The sequence below is a fragment of the Mesorhizobium sp. M5C.F.Cr.IN.023.01.1.1 genome, assembly GCF_003997585.1.
Classification (GTDB): Bacteria; Pseudomonadota; Alphaproteobacteria; order Rhizobiales; family Rhizobiaceae; genus Mesorhizobium; species Mesorhizobium wenxiniae.
This window is the reverse complement of sequence record NZ_RZSU01000050.1, coordinates 1-18,245: the sequence shown is the minus strand read 5'-3', so window position 1 is coordinate 18,245 and position 18,245 is coordinate 1. Positions and strand designations below refer to the sequence as shown.

Here is an 18,245-nt window from a genome sequence, read left to right as displayed (position 1 = left end):
GTAAATTCGCTCAGACGTAGCGCGACCTTGCCGCCTTCTTCAGTTCTTCGCGATCGTAGCCGTTCGCCTTCAGCGTTTCGTCGTCAAAGCCAAGCAGAACGCCGCTCACATAGCGGCTCGCTTCGCGCTGGCGTGCTTCGATGAGAGCATTCACAGCGCTTCTGAAAAAACCGCGTCTGGCTGAAATCGTGGACATGATGGTCTCCTTTGCAGGGCAGTAAGACTCGTTCCTCCACGTCAAAAAGGTAAGGTCTGCTGACCCATTTGAAAATCGCTGATTCTGCATGGCGTCTATGCGCAAAAGCGATGCTGCTGGACCAAATCCTGCCGATTGTCAGGCGGCTGACGCTGTTGCACTTTGATCTTGCGCTGATTTTCTCCGAACCGAAGATCTGCGCAGCAAAAGTCGATTCCGATTTTCCGGGTCATGCGCTACGGTCGCGCCAACATCCGAGGAGAGGCCCTCATGTTCCAGACTTTTGATTCCGCCGGCGACTCCGGCGTCGGCAAGCCGCGTGTGGCGTTGCTGCGCCAATGGCTGGCGGCCAACGGGCTGGATGGCTTCATCGTACCTCGTGCCGATGAGCATCAGGGCGAATATGTCGCCGACCGCTCGGCACGGCTGAAATGGCTGACTGGCTTCAGCGGCTCGGCCGGGGTCGCCATAGTGCTCGGCGACCGCGCCTTCATGTTCGTCGACGGGCGCTACACGCTGCAGGTGCGCCAGGAGGTCGATCTCGACGTCTTTTCGATCGAAAGCCTGGTCGACAATCCGCCCCCCACCTGGATCAAGGACAATCTCGGCAAGGGCGTGCGGCTAGGCTTCGATCCGTGGCTGCAGACGATCGGCGACGTCAAGGCGCTGAAAGCTTCGGCCGAAAAATCGGGGGCGACATTGGTGCCGCTCGAGAAGAATCCAATCGATGCCATCTGGAAGGACCAGCCCGAACCACCGCTGGCGCCGGTCGAGCTCCATCCGATCGCGTTTGCCGGCGAACTGGCCAAGGACAAGCTGGCACGGCTGGCCGAGGCCATCGGCAAGGATGGCGCCACCCATGCCGTGCTGACCGACCCGTCCTCCATCGCCTGGGTCTTCGACATCCGCGGCGGCGACGTGCCGCATACGCCGCTGGCGCTCGGCTTCGCCGTGCTCGCCGCCGACGGGTCGCACCTGCTTTTCATGGATCAGCGCAAGTTTTCGCGGACCGTCGCGGCCTATCTGACGCAGCTCGCCGAATTGCACGAACCCAGTGAATTCGAAGCGGCGATCGCAGGATTGGCCAAGGGTGGCGCAAGAATCGCGCTGGATCCGGTGCTGGCGGCGGAAAAACTGAGAATGCTGGTCGAGGACAATGGCGGCACCGTCATCACTGCACCTGATCCTGCCCGCATTCCACGCGCGACGAAAAACCAGGCCGAGATCAACGGCGCCCGCGCCGCGCATCGCCGCGATGGCGCCGCCGTGGCCAAGCTGCTTTGCTGGCTCGACCGTCAGGAACCCAGCAAGCTCGACGAGATCGCAGTCGTCACCAAGCTCGAGGAGTGCCGCCGCAGCACCGGCGAGGAAACGCAGATGCCGCTGCGCGACGTGTCCTTCGATACCATCTCTGGCGCCGGCCCGAACGGCGCTATCATGCACTACCGCGTTTCCCGCGCCACCAGCCGAAAGCTTCAGTCTGGCGAACTGTTCCTGCTCGATTCCGGCGGGCAGTATCAGGACGGCACCACCGACATCACCCGTACCGTGCCGATCGGCAAGCCGACCGAGGAAATGCGCGAACGCTTCACATTGGTGCTGAAAGGCATGATCGGTATTTCCATGCTGCGCTTTCCCGCCGGGACGCGCGGCTCCGAGATCGATGCTGTGGCGCGCCTTGCGCTGTGGAAACATGGCTGCGATTTCGCCCATGGCACCGGCCACGGCGTCGGCTCCTATCTGGCCGTGCACGAGGGCCCGCAGCGCATCGCCAGGACCGGCACAGAAAAGCTGCTGGCAGGCATGATCGTTTCCAACGAGCCGGGCTACTACAAGGAAGGTGCTTACGGCATCCGCATCGAGAATCTCGTCCTGGTGACGCCGGCCGAACCGATCGAGGGCGGCGACATCGCCATGCACGGCTTCGAGACGCTGACGCTGGCGCCTATCGACGTCAGGCTGGTGCGATCCGACCTATTGACTCGCGACGAGCTGCATTGGCTCGACATATACCATGCCCGCGTGCTGGCCGAGATCGGACCGATGCTCGACGGCGAGACGCTGGCCTGGCTGGAGAAGGCAACCGCGCCACTGCCGCACGACCAGAAGATTTGATTTCTCGGAGAGTCGGTGGGCAGGTTTCGTCTACCCGACGAACTGCCTGGCGAAGACCAGCACGGCGGCGCCGACCAAAAACATCGCCATCAGCCCGCCGCGCAGCGAGACCAGCCCGGCGACGATCAATGCCGCCCATTCCGCCGGCCCGGCGCCGAGTGCCGCCGGCGCCACCAGCGTGGTCAGCACCGCCGCCGGCACGGCGTTCAGCCCGGCCTCTACGCGCGGATGGATGTTTTCGAAGCGCGAGATCACCAGATGTCCGCCGATGCGGGTGAGATAAGTCGCGATCGCACCGGCGATGATGATCCACAAGGTTGTGCTCATCGCCGCGCCTCTACACCGCTGTGGTGCGGCGGCAGGATGACCGCGAGCAGCACCCCGGCCACAGCGCCGATGGAAACGTGCCAGGGCGAGCCTACCGTCTTGTAGGCGATGATCGAGGCAGCAGCACTGGCGACGACCACCGGCAGCCACAGCGGCCGTTTGCGAAAGCTCATGACTAGGCCGAGAAAATAGATCGGCAGCAGGAAATCGATGCCCAGCGCATGTGTATCGGGAATGAGCTTGCCGAACACCGCGCCAAGCGCGCTTTCGGTCACCCAGAACACATAGACCGGGAGGCCAAGCCCCATGTACCAGGCAAAGCCGACGGTTTCGCCGGCCTCCGCCTTGCGCTCGGCCACCGCGAACTGCGGATCGGTCAGGATGAAATAGCCGACTGCCTGTTGCACCAGCGGCCAATGTGCGATGCGCCGGCCGATACCCGCCGAGTAAAGCACATGGCGGAAATTCACGGCGAAGATCGACAGCACGATCAGCCATGGCGCGACATGCTGGCCGAACAATTCGATGCCGACCATCTGGCTGGCGCCACCGAAAACCATGGCACTCATCAGGAGGGCTTCCAGCACCGAAAAACCGTTGTCGACGGCGATAGCGCCGAACAGCAGCGCGAACGGCGCCGACGCCACCACGACGGGCATCGAGAGCCGCACGCCTTGCCAGAAATCGCTCTTCGCGCGGTTTTCGGAGATTGCTTCCGCTAACATCGACCCACTCCCTCGGGAATGGTCGTATGTAGGTAGCGCCGCCTGCCTTGTCACACCAATTCGCTTGAGCCAAACGATCAGCGGAAATGATCGCCCTAGCCTCTACTCCTCCGGGACCTTGCCTTCGATCGCCCTGCCCCAGTCGAGCAGCGGCTTGGCCCGCAAGGCGAAATCGACGAGTTCGTCGACCAGTGCCGCACTGTGGATTCCCGCAGGGTCGATTTCGTGCCGGACGGCGAAATGCCGGTTGCGAATGGCCGCCGCGAGATCGGCCTCCGTGACATGCTCGAAGCCGCGTGGCGCTCGCTTCATGCAACCTTCCGCATCGAGTTCGAGACGGTTTTTCTTCAACGCCTTCATGAGCGCCCGGAATTCGCCCGCCCGCGTCGCGACGGCGTTGCGCATCGCCAGCAACAGCGGCGGCCCGGGCTGCCACCAGGCAACGCCGGCAAAGCAGCGCTCAAGCCCGATATGGACGAAGAATACCCCCTGCTCCATCTTGGTGCCGTCAGGCGAAAGGATCGCCGACAGATGCCGGTTGTAAGGACTTTTGTCCCTGGCGAAACGCACGTCGCGATTGATCCGGAACAGCGACTTCTTGCGATCGCCGCGCAAACCCAGCCCCGCTGCCGTGAAGCGCTCGGAGAGCGTTTCGACCAGATCGCCGAAAGGGTCGCGCAGCTCGCGTTCGAAGAGGTCGCGGTTTTCCAGAAACCACTCCCGGCTCTGATGAAAATCGAGTGCCTTGAGGAAGGGAATGGCCTTTTGGCCGAAACCGCTAAATGCAGCGGCCATCATGCTCCTTTGCCGATCCGCTGCAACCAAGTGTCCTCGTCGATCACCTCGATGCCGAATTTGGTCGCGTCCTTCAGCTTGGAACCGGCGCCTGGGCCTGCCACCACGAGATCGGTCTTCGCTGAGACTGAGCCGGCTACCTTCGCGCCGAGACGTTCAGCCATCGCCTTGGCCTCGGGGCGTGTCATCTTTTCCAGCGTGCCTGTAAACACGATCGTCTTGCCGGCGACCGCGCTGCCGGCTGAGACGTTCACAATGTACGGCTTCGGGTGGACCTGCGCGAGCAAGGCTTCAAGCACGTCGTCGTTGCGTTCATTGCCGAAGAAATCGCGAAGCGCGCCTATCACCGTGTCGCCGATGCCATTGATCGATGGGAAAACGGTGTGTGGATCGGCCGCCGCCGCAGTCTCCTTGCCGATGCGGATCAACTCCTCAATGGTTGAGAAGGTTCGGGCAAGTACAGCGGCCGTGGTCTCGCCGATATGTCGGATACCCAGCGCGAAAATAAAGCGATCGAGTTCCGGTTCGCGGCGAGCGTCGATGGCGGCGAACAGCTTGTCGAGACCTTCGTAGTTGCGTTCCTCGACACCGCGCACATTCTTGCGCGTCTTGCCCGATGCGGCCTCGCGCTGCCTGGCCTGCTCCTCGCGCCGCTCAGCCAGCGCCTTGGTCACGGCGGGACGGCGATCCCTGAGAGTAAAGATATCGGCGGCTGTTTTGATCAATCCCGCATTGAAGAACAGGTCTATGTTTTCGGCGCCCAGGCCTTCGATATCCATGGCGCCACGTGACACGAAGTGGCGCAATCCCTCCACGGCCTGCGCGGGACAGATCAGTTCGCCGGTGCAGCGTCGGCGGGAATCTTCCTTGCCGGTCTTTTCGTTGATCTCGCGCGTTGCGGGTGAGCCACAGATCGGACAGGTGTGCGGGAATTCGTAGGGCACGGCATCAGCCGGGCGCCTGTCGATAACGACGCTGACGATCTGCGGAATGACGTCGCCCGCCCGCTGGATGACGACTGTGTCGCCGATACGCACGTCACAGCCGTCGCGGATTGGCTGGCCGTTGCTGTCGAGACCCTTGATGTAGTCTTCATTGTGAAGCGTGACATTTTCGACCACCACGCCGCCAACCGTGACGGGCGCAAGCCGTGCAACGGGCGCCAGAGTGCCGGTGCGGCCGACCTGAACGTCGATCCTGAGCACGGTCGTCATTGCCTGTTCGGCAGGAAATTTATGAGCGATGGCCCAGCGCGGTTCGCCAGTGGCGAAACCCCATCTGCGCTGCAATTCCAACTGGTCCACCTTGTAGACGACGCCGTCGATGTCGTAGCCGAGCGACGAGCGCTGGGCCTCGATCAGGTGATAGTGCGCGACCAGTTCGTCGACCGACTTCGCCCGCACCATCAGCGGACTGATCTTGAACCCCCACTCAGCGAATTTTTGCACTGAATCGTATTGAGTCGGAGCGGGATCCTCTGACGTGTAGCCCCAGGCGTAGGCTAAGAACTTGAGGTTGCGGCTGGCGGTAACGGACGGATCCTTCTGACGCAGGGATCCGGCCGCCGTATTGCGCGGATTGACATAGTCCTGGCCGCCAACCGCCGCCGACCGTTCCTTCAAAGCCTCGAATTCCGCATAGGTCATATAGACCTCACCCCGTATCTCGATCACATCAGGCCAGCCCGAGCCTTTCAGGTGCTTGGGGATGTCGGCGATTGTCCTGAGATTGGCGGTGATGTCCTCCCCGACGGCGCCGTCACCGCGCGTTGCTCCCTGCACGAACACACCGCCTTCATAACGCAGCGAAGCCGATAGCCCGTCGATCTTCGGCTCAGCCGTGAACGCAATGTCCAGATCCTTGTCGCGGTTAAAGAAACGCCGGCCGCGTTCGATGAAGTCGGTGACATCCTGGTCGGTATAGGCCTTGGCAAGACTGAGCATCGGCACCGCATGGCGCACCTTGGCAAAGCCTTCGGCCGGTGGCGCGCCCACTCGGCGCGATGGCGAATCCTCTAGCACCAAAGCGGGGAAGCGCTGTTCGATGGCGAGGTTGCGCTGCGTTAGCGCGTCATATTCCGCGTCCGTTATAAGCGGTGCGTCCTCGGTGTGGTAGCGCCGGTCGTGCTCGGCGATCTCCGCCGCCAGCCGCTTTAGCTCGCTTGCGGCTTCGCTTTCGCTGAGCGAATCAACTGATTTTTCGGCCATGCATTGCTCCCTTCCCGGTGGCGCGACACAATAGAACAGGATCTTCCTATGAGGGAGAGACCGGGTACGAGAAAATCATTCCTGAACAGCAGGATGGAGCCACATCCTGACTCGATCCATAACGCCGAGCATGAGCTCCGCTAGGCTGCGGTGTTTTCGCGAAGCAGCCGCTCGGCCGCCGCGCGCGCCTCGTCGGTAATGGTCGCCCCGGCCAGCATCCGCGCGATCTCTTCCTGGCGCGCCGCCCGGTCCATCTCGGCAATGCCGGTGGCGACACGATCGGCCCCACCGGATTTGGAGATCAGGAAATGCGTCGCCGCGCGTGCCGCCACTTGCGGCGCGTGCGTAACCGAAAGCACCTGCACGCGCCTCGACAGCCGCGCCAGCCTTTGGCCGATGGCGTCCGCCACCGCGCCGCCAACGCCGGTGTCGATTTCATCGAAGACCAAGGTCGGCGCCGAGCCGCGGTCGGCCAGCGCCACCTTCAGCGCCAGCAGGAACCGCGAAAGTTCGCCACCGGAGGCGACCTTCATCATCGGGCCCGGTCTTGTGCCGGGATTGGTGCGCACCCAGAATTCGACCTGATCGATGCCGTCTTCCATGCGGCTCTCGGCCTCACTTGCCATCTCGACGATGAAGGCTGCCCGTTCGAGCTTCAGTGCCGGCAGTTCGGCCATCACCGCCTTGGTCAAGCCGACCGCCGCCGCATGGCGAAGCGACGAAAGCTGTGCTGCAGAAATGTCGTAGGTCTCGCGCGCGGCGGCAGCTTGCTTCTCCAGCCCGTGCAGGCGCTCCTCGCCGGCGTCGAGATCGGCGAGATCGGCGGCCATCGTGTCGCGCAATTGGGCCAGATCGTCGACTGCAACACTGTGCTTGCGTGAGGCGGCGCGCAGCGAAAACAGCCGCTCCTCGGCCTGTTCCAGCCGCCGCGGATCGTATTCGGTGGCGCGAAGTGCCGCTTCCACACCCGATTGCGCCGCGTCGAGCGACAGCATCGCCTCATCGAGCGATTTGACCACGTCGTCGAGCAGGCCGGGCGCCTCGGTCACCTTGCGCTGCAGCCGCCGCAACAGGCTGGCCAGTTGCGGCAAGGGCGAGGACGGGCCCGAGAGCACATCTTGCGCGTCATGGATTTCCGAGGCGATCTTTTCCGCGCGCATCATCGAGGCGCGCAGTTCGGCAAGGTCGGCTTCCTCACCGGGTTGGGGGTCGAGCTTCGTCAATTCGGCGACCGCGGCGCGCAGATAGTCGGCCTCGCGGGCCGCCGCTTCCACCTTGGCGCGATGTCGCGAAAATTCCTGCTCGCACGCCCGCCAGTGCCGCCATGCCTCGCCGGTCGCCCGCACAGCGCCGAGATGACCGCCGAAGCTGTCCAGCAATTCGCGATGGGCGCCGGGATCGACCAGGGCACGCTCGTCATGCTGGCCGTGGATCTCAACCAGCGCGTGACCGACGTCGCGCATCAGTGTCACGCTGGAAGGCTGGTCGTTGACGAAGACGCGAGTACGGCCATCCGCTGTCTGCACGCGGCGCAGAATGATGTCGCCATCGTCCTCGATAGCGTTGTCGGCAAGCAGCATGCGGGCAGGATGGTTGCGCGGCACGTCGAACACGGCGATGACCTGGCCCTGTGCCGCGCCATGCCGCACCAGCGAGGCGTCACCGCGCGCGCCAAGCGCCAGCGACAGCGCATCGAGCAGGATGGATTTTCCGGCGCCGGTTTCGCCGGTCAGCACCGAAAGACCGGACGAGAAGTCGATGTCCAGCTTCTCGATCAGAACGATATCGCGGATCGACAGTCTGGAAAGCATGGTGACGCGCCGCTCAGGCGCCGGTGATCAGCTTCCCGGCCTTGGCGATCCACGAGCCCGCATTCTCGCGCGGCTCGAGCCCACCAGTCTGCAGGAGCTTGTAGGAATCCTTGTACCACACGCTGTCGGGATAGTTGGTGCCGAGCACAGCCGCGGCAGTCTGCGCTTCCGATGTCAGCCCCATCGCATAATAGGTTTCGGTAAGGCGCGCGAGCGCTTCCTCGACGTGGCGCGTGTTGGAATAGGTCTCCACCACGACGCGGAACCGCTTGACGGCGGCGATGTATTCACGGCGCTCGAGATAGTAGCGGCCGATCTGCATCTCCTTGCCGGCGAGCTGGTCGTTGGCGAAGCGGATCTTTTCCTTGGCGTCGTCGACATATTCGGAATCGGGCCAGCGCGTCACCAGATCCTGCATCGTCTGCACGGTCTGACGCGCTTCCTTCTGGTCCTGGGTGACATCCCTGATTTGCCGATAGTAGCTGAGCCCGATGATGTACTGGGCATAGGCCGCGTCGTCGGTCGACGGATAGAGCGTGAGATAGCGCTTGGCCGAACCGATCGCCTCGGTATAGTTGCCCTGGCGATAGTCGGCAAAGGCACCCATCACCATCGATTTGCGGGCGTATTCGGAATAGGGATGCTGGCGGTCGACCGCACTGAATTTGCGGCTCGCCTCCTGCAGGCGCCCGGCATTCAGATTGGCGAGGCCCTGGTTGTAGAGAACGTCGGCCGGCTCGGTCTGCTCGACATAAGTCGACAGGTCGACATCCTTCTCGGACGACATGCAGGCCGACAGGAACAGCGATGGAACAACCACCGAAAGCGCCAGGAAAACAGCCTGATGCGGCGCTTTCGATTGACCAATTCGCTTGAAGAACATGATTGGATTCCGCCCTTTCGGCGTCATTTCAGTCGTCGGCAGCACGCATAACCATAATCGCCGTGCCCGGCAACGCTATCCCCGGCCAATCGCACATTTTTGTGGCAGCCTGGCGCAGCCCGCACACTTGCGTGATTTCGCCGGCCAATGGTGCAGTCATGCAACACAGGCCGGCGGCCATAAAACCCGAAAAACGTTAAGAATCAGATCATCCAGGGTGCGTAGACAGGTGCATAGACGGCGCTCATCTCGGCGGTACGACCGCGCTCGCGGCGTGTCGTCTCGACGATCTCGAACGCCGAACGGTCCGACAAAAGGCGGCGCAGCGCTGCCGCATTCAGCCTGTGGCCGCCGCGATAGGACCGGAAGCAGCCAATGAACCGGGCGCCGGCCAGCGCCAGATCCCCCATGGCGTCCATCGTCTTGTGGCGCACGAACTCGTTGGGATAGCGCAAGCCTCCCATGTTGATCACGCGGTTGTCGTCGCCGATCACCAGGGAGTTTTCCAGCGAGGAGCCGAGCGCATAACCGGCTGCCCACAGCCGCTCGACGTCCTTCATGAAACCGAAGGTACGGGCCCGCGCGATATCGCGGCGGAAAATGTCGGCATTCATGTCGGATGCGAAGAGCTGACGGCCGATCGCAGGGCTTTCGAAATCGATCTCGATCTCGAAGCGCGTGCCGTCATAGGGCCTGAACTCCGCCCAGGAGGCACCGTTCTCGATACGAACCGGCTTGACCAACCGGATATAGCGGCGCTTGACCGGCAGCGTATCGATGCCCGCCTGGTCGATAGCCTCTACGAAGGCCATGGCGCTGCCGTCAAGGATCGGAACCTCATGGCCGTCGATCTCGATGACGACATTGTCGATGCCGAGCCCGAAAAGCGTGGCCATCAGATGTTCGACGGTGGCGATGTGCTCGCCTGCCGGATCGCCGAGCATGGTGCACAGATCGGTAGCACCGACCTCGGAAACGAGCGCACGGAACTCCCGGTCTTCGCTTCCATTCGAAAGCTGGAACACGACACCCGTATCAGCGTCTGCCGGCAGGAAATGAACGGTAACGGAATTGCCGCTGTGAACGCCGGTGCCGGTCAGCGTCGCACGCGATTTAAGTGTCGTCTGATAGTCGTGCAAAACAAACCCCATAGCCCATACTGCCTTCGTCCGCTTCATTAGCCCGAGGGCGCGGCTCTTTGATCGGCAGGCAGGGCCACTTCCCCGAATCCCAGCAAACCGACATTGCTCGGGCGAAGATAGTTGCCCGGCAGGAAGTCTCCAAATCACGGTTTCTTACTCTGTGTAACCGGGATCCGGGGCGGGTATAGTCTCGTAACACCCTGTTTTGCAATCGCTTTTAAGATTAACAGGCAAACAACTTCTTGTCTGCCTGTTAATAACCATTACGGACCGTTAACAGATCAATTCGCCTGGCGGCGCAGGAACGCCGGAATCTCCAGCTGATCGTCTTCCTGGACAGCCCTGCTCTGCGGCGTCAGCCGGCCCTGGTCATCCAACTGGCCGCGGCGTGGCGCGTAAAGCTGCGGATCCTGGCTGGCAAGGCGGCGCACTTCGGGTGCCGCCTGGCGCAGTTTCGGCTCGCGCGGCTGCGCCGGCTGCAGTCGTGCGGGCTCTTCTTCACGGCGGGTAAGGCCGTTCGTCAGGCGCTTGAGCAGTCCCATCGGTCCGCTGTTCTCGTGGTCGGCGGGACGGGTTTTGGCTTCCACTTCGGCTTTCACCACCGGCGGAAAGTCCTCGACGCGCGGCATGCGCTGGGGCGCTGCGGCTGCCGGCTGAAGCACTTCACGCTGCGGGGCAGGCTGCATCACCTGCTGAACCATTGGCTGCACCATTGGCTGCACCATCGGCTGCGGCTGGGCCGGCGGCGCTTGGAAGATCTTGCTCTGCGGACGAAAATCTTCCGCCTGGGCAGCCGGCGCGGGACGCGCCATCGCCGCGGCATTCGCCTCGGCGAGCTGGATCGCCTCTGCTACAGGATCGACGGTGCGTGGCTCGTAGCCCGCCTGCTGGACAGGCGCCGGACGGTTTTCCGTGACCGGAGCGGCCGGACGACTGACCGGCTTTGGCGGAGCCGTGCGGATGGCGATCGGCGCGGCGGCGATTTCGGCCGCCGATTTGTCGATGCCGGTGGCGACCACCGAGACGCGAATGACGCCTTCGAGGTCCTCGTCGAACGTCGCACCCAGAATGATGTTGGCCTCCTGGTCGACCTCCTCGCGAATGCGGGTCGCCGCCTCGTCGACTTCGAACAGGGTCAGGTCGCGGCCGCCGGTGATCGAGATCAACAGGCCCTTGGCGCCCTTCATCGAGGTCTCGTCGAGCAGCGGGTTGGCGATCGCGGCTTCGGCGGCAGCCATGGCGCGGCCCTCGCCGGAAGCTTCGCCCGTCCCCATCATCGCCTTGCCCATCTCGCGCATGACCGAGCGGACGTCGGCGAAGTCGAGGTTGATCAGCCCTTCCTTGACCATCAGGTCGGTGATGCAGGCGACGCCGGAATAGAGCACCTGGTCGGCCATGGCGAAAGCGTCAGCGAAGGTCGTCTTGTCATTGGCCAGCCGGAACAGGTTCTGGTTGGGAATGACGATGAGGGTGTCGACGCACTTCTGCAACTCCTCGATGCCCAGATCCGCCGTCTTCATGCGGCGCTGGCCTTCGAAATGGAATGGCTTGGTGACGACGCCGACGGTGAGAATCCCCTTCTCACGCGCAGCACGTGCAACGACCGGCGCGGCCCCCGTGCCGGTGCCGCCGCCCATGCCGGCAGTGACGAAGCACATATGAGTGTTGGAGAGGTGGTCGACGATCTCGTCGATGCATTCCTCCGCCGCCGCGCGCCCGACTTCCGGTTGCGATCCCGCACCCAAGCCCTCGGTGACATGCGCGCCGAGTTGGATCAGGCGGTCCGACTTGGACATGGTCAGCGCCTGCGCGTCGGTATTGGCGACCACAAACTCGACGCCGCGCAAGCCAGCAGTGATCATGTTGTTGACGGCATTGCCGCCGCCGCCGCCGACACCGAACACGGTGATACGCGGCTTGAGCTCGGTGATATCCGGCTTCTGCAGATTGATGGTCATTGTCTCCGTCCTTTGCCTTTCCCGCCGCTTCGCCGCTGCGGCCGCCTATGGGGCTGTCCCCGTCAATTTAAAAACTGTCTCTCAACCACTGACTCATTCGATGCAGTTTTCCGCCCGTTCCGGTCATCCTGAGACCAGAAATTCCCTTCGCCGGATGGCTCTCGAAATTCGCCATCTGCGGGTAGATCAGAAGCCCGACCGGCGTCGAGAAAGCCGGCCCCTTGGCGGCCTCCGGCAGGCCCGCCACACCGAGCGGACGGCCGATGCGCACATTGCGTCCGAGAATGCGGCGCGCCGCCTCGGGCAGGCCGGAAAGCTGGCTGGCGCCGCCGGTCAGCACGACGCGCTTGCCGACGGCGTTGCCGTAGCCGGACCTGTTCAGCCGGTCGCGCAACAGTTCGAGCGTCTCGTCGATGCGCGCCCGGATGATGCGCGTCATCACCGAACGCGGTATCTGCAGCGGCACCTCGCCATCCTCGCCGATCGGCTGTATCGAGACCAGGTCGCGGTCGTCGGCACTGCCGGGCAGCGCCGATCCATGCATCACTTTCAGCCTCTCGGCGGCGTCGAGCGAGGTCGACAGGCCCTTGGCCATGTCCAGTGTGACGTGGTTGCCGCCGATGGCGATGGCGTCGCCATGAACGAACTTGCCTTCCGAAAACACCGAGATCGTCGTGGTGCCGCCGCCCATGTCGATGCAGGCCGCGCCCATTTCGAGTTCGTCGTCGACCAGTGCGGCAAGCCCGCTGGCATAGGGGGTCGCCACCATGCGCTCGACCGAGAGGTGCGAACGGTTGATGCAAAGCTCCAGATTGCGCAAGGGTGCCGCATCACCCGTCAGCACATGCATGTCGACGCCGAGCTGATCGCCGACCATGCCGCGGGGATCACGCACGCCGCGCTCGGCGTCCAGCGAAAAGCCGACGGGAAGCGAATGGATCACCTCGCGCTCGGCCCGCAGCGCCTGCTTGGCGCCGGCGGCAAGCACACGCTTGATGTCGGCCTCGTCGGCCTCATGGCCGCCGAGGTTGATGGTTGCCGAGAAGCTTTCGCTCTTCAGCCGGCCGGCCGTCATGTTGACGATCAGCGAATCGACGGTCAGCCCGGCCATGCGCTCGGCGGCATCGACGGCAAGGCGGATGGCGTGCTCGGCCCTGTCGAGATCGATGACGACACCCGATTTCACGCCTTGCGATTTCTGGTGGCCGATGCCGATCACCTGGATGCGGTGCGAGCGCCCGCGCAGCAGCATGCCGTCCTCGCGCGGCTTGAGCTTGGCCACCACGCAGCAGACCTTGCTCGAGCCGACATCCAGCACCGTCATGATGCCGGACCGGCGAGACGAGGCATCGCTGTTGCCGCCAAGCCAGCTCATATCTTCGTCTCCGCCTTGCGCTTCGGCAGTTTCGGCTTTTCATTGAGCGCAGCCTCGCGCTGCGTCGCCGCTTCCGGCGTCAATTGGACGACGAGGCGATCGGAAAAGCGCATGTCGATGGCGGCGATGTCGCGCGTCAGCAGCCCGTTCTCGCGGTCCATCCTGACCAGATCGGCGATCGCCTGGTCCTCGCCATCCTCAGGAAGCTTGACGGTGATGCCGTTCTCCAGCTTCAGATCCCAACGCCGTTCGCCGATGCGGATATAGCCTTTGACCCGCGCGGCAAGCTCTGGATACTTTTTGATCCTGGCCAGGAAATCGGGCGCTTTGGCCGGCGCGCCGGTGCCGACGATCAACGGCAGCAGCGACTGCTTGCCGCCGGAGAATGGCGCGATCACGGCACCGGACCGCTCGATGACGGAAAGCTCGTTGCCCTGCTGCCAGAGCGCAAAAGGCTCACGCTCCTCGATGCGCACCTCCAGCGTGTGCGGATAGACCTTGCGCACCGCCGCAACCTCGACCCAGGGCAGCGTGGCTATGCGCTCCCGCGCGGCTTCGGCATCGAAGCCGATCAGCGACGTCCAGCCATCGAGCTGCATCCTGTCGAGAATGTCGATCTCGGAGGTTGCGCGGTTGCCGACGACCTTGATCTGGTCGACGGCAAAGCCGGTGCGGGCAGTGATGCCCTGGACGACACCGTCGACATGTCCGCCGAGATAGGCGCCATAGGCACTGCCCGATACGAGCAGCGCCGCCGACAGCATGGCTGCGGAAAACGGCGGCACCTCGAAGTCGCCCTCGCCCAGGCGCGCCAGCACGCGCGCCGGCCGGCGAAGCAGACGCGGCAGCACAAAATGGTCGAACGACAACGACACACCGAACAGCGTCGGCCCGGCCGCGCCCTTCCCGTTGCCCTGTCCCCACTTCAACGCAGACACGAAGCGTCCTCCACCATCCAACTCAACAAATCGCCGAACGAGTGTCCCGCCTGCGCGGCGATTTCAGGCACCAAGGATGTCGGGGTCATGCCCGGCTGAGTGTTGATCTCGAGCCAGACAATTTCGCCGTTCTCGGAGTGTCGATCATCATAACGGAAGTCCGACCGGGAAACGCCCCGGCAGCCGATAGCTTGGTGAGCCTTGAGCGTCAGTGTCTGTATTTTTTGGTAAATATTCGGTGAAATTTTTGCAGGGCATTCGTGTTTTGATCCGCCCGCGACGTATTTTGAATCATAGTCGTAGAAGGAATGGCCGGTCGGTATGATCTCGCAAACCCCGAGAGCCACGTCGCCCATTACCGCGCAGGTCAATTCGCGCCCGTGCACATAGCGCTCCACCATGACGGTATCGCCATACTTCCAGTCGGACGAACCGATGACCTGCGGCGGATGCGACTGACCTTCGTGCACGATGACGACGCCGAAGCTCGATCCCTCATTGACCGGTTTGACGACATAGGGCGGCTTCATCGGGTGCCTGTTCTGGATGGCGAAGCGATTGACCACCTTCGATTCGGCAACCGGGATGCCGACGGACTTGGCGATCTTCTTGGCTTGCTCCTTGTTCATGGCAAGCGCCGAGCCGAGCACGCCGGAATGGGTGTAGGGGATGGCAAGATATTCGAGGATGCCCTGGATGGTGCCATCCTCGCCGAACGGGCCATGCAGCGCATTGAACGCAACATCAGGCTTGAGCTCAGCCAGCACCGATCCGACATCGCGCGAGACGTCGACGCGAGTGACCTGGTAGCCTTCCTTCTCGAGCGCGTCAGCACAGGCTTTCCCCGAAGACAAAGACACGGGCCGCTCGGACGAGAATCCACCCAGAAGGACGGCCACGTGCTTGCTTTTCATTTCCCGTCATTTCCTCTCACGGCGGGCCCTCTTACGGTGGGTCTGCATCTCACATGCCCGCGAAGGGCCAAACACTCAAACGCTCGGAGCAGTCCCTGCCCTCGTGATTTCCGCAACATCGAGTCCCCGAGTCTCCCGGCAGGTTGCCCCTGACGAAAAAACGCTGGTGACGCGTCGAAACGACTCAAATCAGGAAACGCTTCAGACCAGAGAATCAGAGAGTTGAATCGCTGGCAAGACCTTACGATTCCGAGAGATTCACTTTCGGCAAAAACGGCAGCGAAAACTGTGTTGTGAGTCTTTAGAGCAACTGTCCGAGGAATTCCTGGACCTCGTGCCCCGGCCGGAAATTACCGATGCGCTTGATTTCCCAATGCAGCCGGATGCCCGACCGTTCGAGCACGCGCGTGCGCACGGTCTCGCCGAGATATTCAAGGTCGTAGCCGGTCGCGGTTCCCGTGTTGATCATGAAGTTGCAATGCATCGGCGACATCTGCGCGCCGCCGATCATCAGCCCCCGACAGCCCGCCCTGTCGATCTCCTTCCAGGCCGAGGTGCCCTCCGGATTCTTGAAGGTCGAGCCGCCGGTCTTTTCGCGGATCGGCTGCACGGTCTCGCGATGGTGCTGGACGGCGTCCATTGCCGCCTTGATCGCGGCCTTGTCTGCCAAAACCCCTTCAAACACAGCCGATGTGAAGATCAGCCCGGCAGGGGCTGCCGAATGGCGATAGGCGTAGCCCATACCGGCGTTGCTCAGCGTATGCACGTTGCCCTTGCGGTCGAGCGCCCGCACCTCGATGACGCGCTCGCGCGTCTCGACGCCATTGGCGCCGGCGTTCATCCTCAGCGCACCGCCGACGGCACCCGGAATGCCGTGGTAAAATTCAAAGCCGCCTATACCAGCCTGGTAGGCGACAGCGGCAAGGCGCTTGTCGGGCGTGGCGGCGCCCGCCTTGATCGTGGTCGGCGCAATCACTTCGGCTTCGCCAAAGCCCTTGGCCGAAAGCCGGATGACGAAGCCAGTAATGCCACCGTCGCGGACAAGCAAATTCGAGCCGACGCCGACGATGGTCAGCGGTATCTCCTCGGGCACCGCCCTCAGGAACGCGGCGAGGTCGTCCTCGTCGGCCGGCTGGAACAATGCGTCGGCCAGCCCGCCGGCGCGGAACCAGGTGATCTTGTCCATCTCGGCATTGGGCGTAATGCGGCCGCGCAGGCCGTCAAGCCGGCCGCCGAGCTTGTCGATCAATGCCTGGCCACGCATCATGAGGCGGTACCGCCGAGTTCCCTGGGCAGCGCGTAAGCCCATTGCGTGATGTTGCCGGCGCCGAGGAAGACGATGAAATCGCCTGGTTTCGCCAGGTCGCGGATAGCCGGCGCAATCGCCGCGGGGCCTTCGATGTAGCGCGCGTCGCGATGGCCGCCGGAGCGGATGCGCGACACCAATGCCTCGGACGTCACCCCGTCGATCGGCTCTTCGCCTGCCGCATAGATTGGCGCCACCATCACCGTGTCGGCGTCGTTGAAGCAGACGGAAAACTCGCCGAACAGATCATGCAGCCGGGTGAAGCGGTGCGGCTGGGCAATGGCGATGACGCGGCCCTTGGTGGCGTCTCGCGCCGCCCTCAGCACCGCCGCGATCTCGACCGGATGGTGGCCGTAATCGTCGAACACATCGACGCCGTTCCACGAACCGGTACGGGTAAAGCGCCGCTTGACGCCGGCGAAGGACGACAGGCCCTTCCTGATCGCCTCGGCCGAAAGGCCGAGCTCATGCGCGACAGCGATCGCCGCCGTCGCATTGGAGACATTGTGACGGCCGGGCATCGGCAGGCGCAGGCCTGATATAGTCGACTGGCCGCGGGTCTTGCGGTCGCGGATCACCACGTCGAATTCCGAGGTCGGGCCGTCCATGCGGTGATTGGTGAAACGCACATCGGCCTGCGCGTTCTCGCCATAGGTGATGACGCGACGGTCTTCGATGCGGCTGACCAGTGCCTGCACTTCCGGATGGTCGGTGCACATGACGCCGAAGCCGTAGAACGGCACGTTCTCGACGAACAGGCGAAAGGCCTCGCGCACCTTGTCGAAGGAGCCGTAATGATCGAGGTGCTCGGGATCGATGTTGGTGACGACGGCAATCTCGGCCGGCAGCTTCAGGAAGGTGCCGTCGCTCTCATCGGCTTCGACCACCATCCATTCGCCGTCGCCCATCCGGGCGTTGGTGCCGTAGGCATTGATGATGCCGCCATTGATCACGGTCGGATCGAGCCCGCCGGCTTCGAGCAGCGTCGCCACCATCGAGGTCGTCGTCGTCTTGCCATGCGTGCCGCCGATGGCCACCGCCTGCCGGAAGCGCATCAGTTCGGCCAGCATCTCGGCGCGGCGGACAACGGGAAGCAGTTTCTCGCGCGCCGCCTTCAGCTCCGGATTGGATTTCTTGATCGCCGTCGAGACGACAACCACTTCGGCTTCGCCGACATTATCGGCGCGATGACCGACAAAGCACTCGATGCCCTTGTCGCGCAGCCGCTGCACATTGGCGCTGTCGGCCTGGTCGGATCCTTGCACCTTATAGCCGAGATTGTGCAGCACCTCGGCGATGCCGCTCATGCCGATACCGCCGATGCCGATGAAATGCACGAGCCCTATCGTCTGCGGCATCTTCATGCGTGCGTCTCCTTCCTGAATGCCGATACGCCTTTCTTCGACGCAATAGCCTCTGTCAGATCGGCGAGCAACCGTGCCGCGTCCGGTTTTCCGGCCGATTTCGCCGCCGCTGCCATTGTGGTCAGCCGCTCCGGATCCTCCATCAACGCGCCGACGAGCGCAGCGATGCGCTCGGGCGAGAGCGAGGAT

At 63.2% G+C, this 18,245-nt stretch carries 15 protein-coding genes and 1 pseudogene; 1 reads left to right on the top strand and 15 read right to left on the bottom strand.

The genetic code is table 11. The features are described from left to right. Positions 1-10 precede the first annotated feature (10 nt). Positions 11-196, bottom strand: a complete 186-nt coding sequence (locus tag EOA78_RS20020) for a hypothetical protein (protein ID WP_029351430.1) — start codon at positions 194-196, stop codon at positions 11-13. 270 nt (positions 197-466) lie between these two features. On the opposite strand from EOA78_RS20020, the gene EOA78_RS20015 reads away from it, so the two are divergent. Continuing rightward, positions 467-2,311, top strand: coding sequence for an aminopeptidase P family protein (locus EOA78_RS20015; RefSeq protein WP_127316631.1), 1,845 nt, complete (start codon positions 467-469; stop codon positions 2,309-2,311). Between the two features lie 30 nt (positions 2,312-2,341). On the opposite strand, the gene EOA78_RS20010 is transcribed toward EOA78_RS20015, so the two are convergent. The 14 genes and pseudogenes from EOA78_RS20010 to EOA78_RS19945 form a co-directional block, all read right to left on the bottom strand. Then, entirely contained in the window at positions 2,342-2,638 is a 297-nt protein-coding gene (locus EOA78_RS20010; RefSeq protein WP_127316630.1) for an AzlD family protein, read from the bottom strand. After that, positions 2,635-3,363 (bottom strand): AzlC family ABC transporter permease, encoded by a 729-nt coding sequence (locus EOA78_RS20005; RefSeq protein WP_127316629.1) that lies wholly within the window; start codon positions 3,361-3,363, stop codon positions 2,635-2,637. Before EOA78_RS20005 ends, EOA78_RS20010 begins: the two co-directional genes overlap by 4 nt. Before the next feature lie 102 nt (positions 3,364-3,465). Then, the gene (locus tag EOA78_RS20000) at positions 3,466-4,158 is read right to left on the bottom strand and encodes a TIGR02453 family protein (RefSeq protein WP_127316628.1); all 693 of its coding nucleotides are present in this window, start codon (positions 4,156-4,158) and stop codon (positions 3,466-3,468) included. Further along, positions 4,158-6,365, bottom strand: coding sequence for an NAD-dependent DNA ligase LigA (gene ligA, locus EOA78_RS19995; RefSeq protein WP_127316627.1), 2,208 nt, complete (start codon positions 6,363-6,365; stop codon positions 4,158-4,160). The genes EOA78_RS20000 and ligA overlap by 1 nt, the downstream gene beginning before the upstream one ends. 140 nt (positions 6,366-6,505) lie before the next feature. Further along, positions 6,506-8,176, bottom strand: coding sequence for a DNA repair protein RecN (recN, locus tag EOA78_RS19990; RefSeq protein WP_127316626.1), 1,671 nt, complete (start codon positions 8,174-8,176; stop codon positions 6,506-6,508). 13 nt (positions 8,177-8,189) lie between these two features. Then, positions 8,190-9,059, bottom strand: coding sequence for an outer membrane protein assembly factor BamD (locus tag EOA78_RS19985; protein WP_127316625.1), 870 nt, complete (start codon positions 9,057-9,059; stop codon positions 8,190-8,192). 203 nt (positions 9,060-9,262) lie between these two features. Continuing rightward, positions 9,263-10,210, bottom strand: coding sequence for a UDP-3-O-acyl-N-acetylglucosamine deacetylase (gene lpxC / locus EOA78_RS19980; protein WP_127316624.1), 948 nt, complete (start codon positions 10,208-10,210; stop codon positions 9,263-9,265). 272 nt (positions 10,211-10,482) lie between these two features. Further along, positions 10,483-12,159 (bottom strand): cell division protein FtsZ, encoded by a 1,677-nt coding sequence (ftsZ, locus tag EOA78_RS19975; protein ID WP_127316623.1) that lies wholly within the window; start codon positions 12,157-12,159, stop codon positions 10,483-10,485. 67 nt (positions 12,160-12,226) lie between these two features. Beyond that, positions 12,227-13,534, bottom strand: a complete 1,308-nt coding sequence (ftsA, locus tag EOA78_RS19970) for a cell division protein FtsA (protein ID WP_065010306.1) — start codon at positions 13,532-13,534, stop codon at positions 12,227-12,229. Beyond that, positions 13,531-14,472: a cell division protein FtsQ/DivIB gene (locus EOA78_RS19965; protein ID WP_127316622.1), complete on the bottom strand. Its 942-nt coding sequence runs from the start codon at positions 14,470-14,472 to the stop codon at positions 13,531-13,533. Before EOA78_RS19965 ends, ftsA begins: the two co-directional genes overlap by 4 nt. Next, positions 14,460-15,386 (bottom strand): D-alanine--D-alanine ligase, encoded by a 927-nt coding sequence (locus EOA78_RS19960; RefSeq protein ID WP_127316621.1) that lies wholly within the window; start codon positions 15,384-15,386, stop codon positions 14,460-14,462. Before EOA78_RS19960 ends, EOA78_RS19965 begins: the two co-directional genes overlap by 13 nt. 301 nt (positions 15,387-15,687) lie before the next feature. Further along, the gene (gene murB, locus EOA78_RS19955) at positions 15,688-16,653 is read right to left on the bottom strand and encodes a UDP-N-acetylmuramate dehydrogenase (protein WP_127316620.1); all 966 of its coding nucleotides are present in this window, start codon (positions 16,651-16,653) and stop codon (positions 15,688-15,690) included. Further along, the gene (murC, locus tag EOA78_RS19950; protein WP_127316619.1) at positions 16,650-18,056 is read right to left on the bottom strand and encodes a UDP-N-acetylmuramate--L-alanine ligase; all 1,407 of its coding nucleotides are present in this window, start codon (positions 18,054-18,056) and stop codon (positions 16,650-16,652) included. Before murC ends, murB begins: the two co-directional genes overlap by 4 nt. Further along, positions 18,053-18,245, bottom strand: a pseudogene (locus EOA78_RS19945) (UDP-N-acetylglucosamine--N-acetylmuramyl-(pentapeptide) pyrophosphoryl-undecaprenol N-acetylglucosamine transferase); the annotation flags it as partial. The pseudogene EOA78_RS19945 and the gene murC, both read right to left, overlap by 4 nt.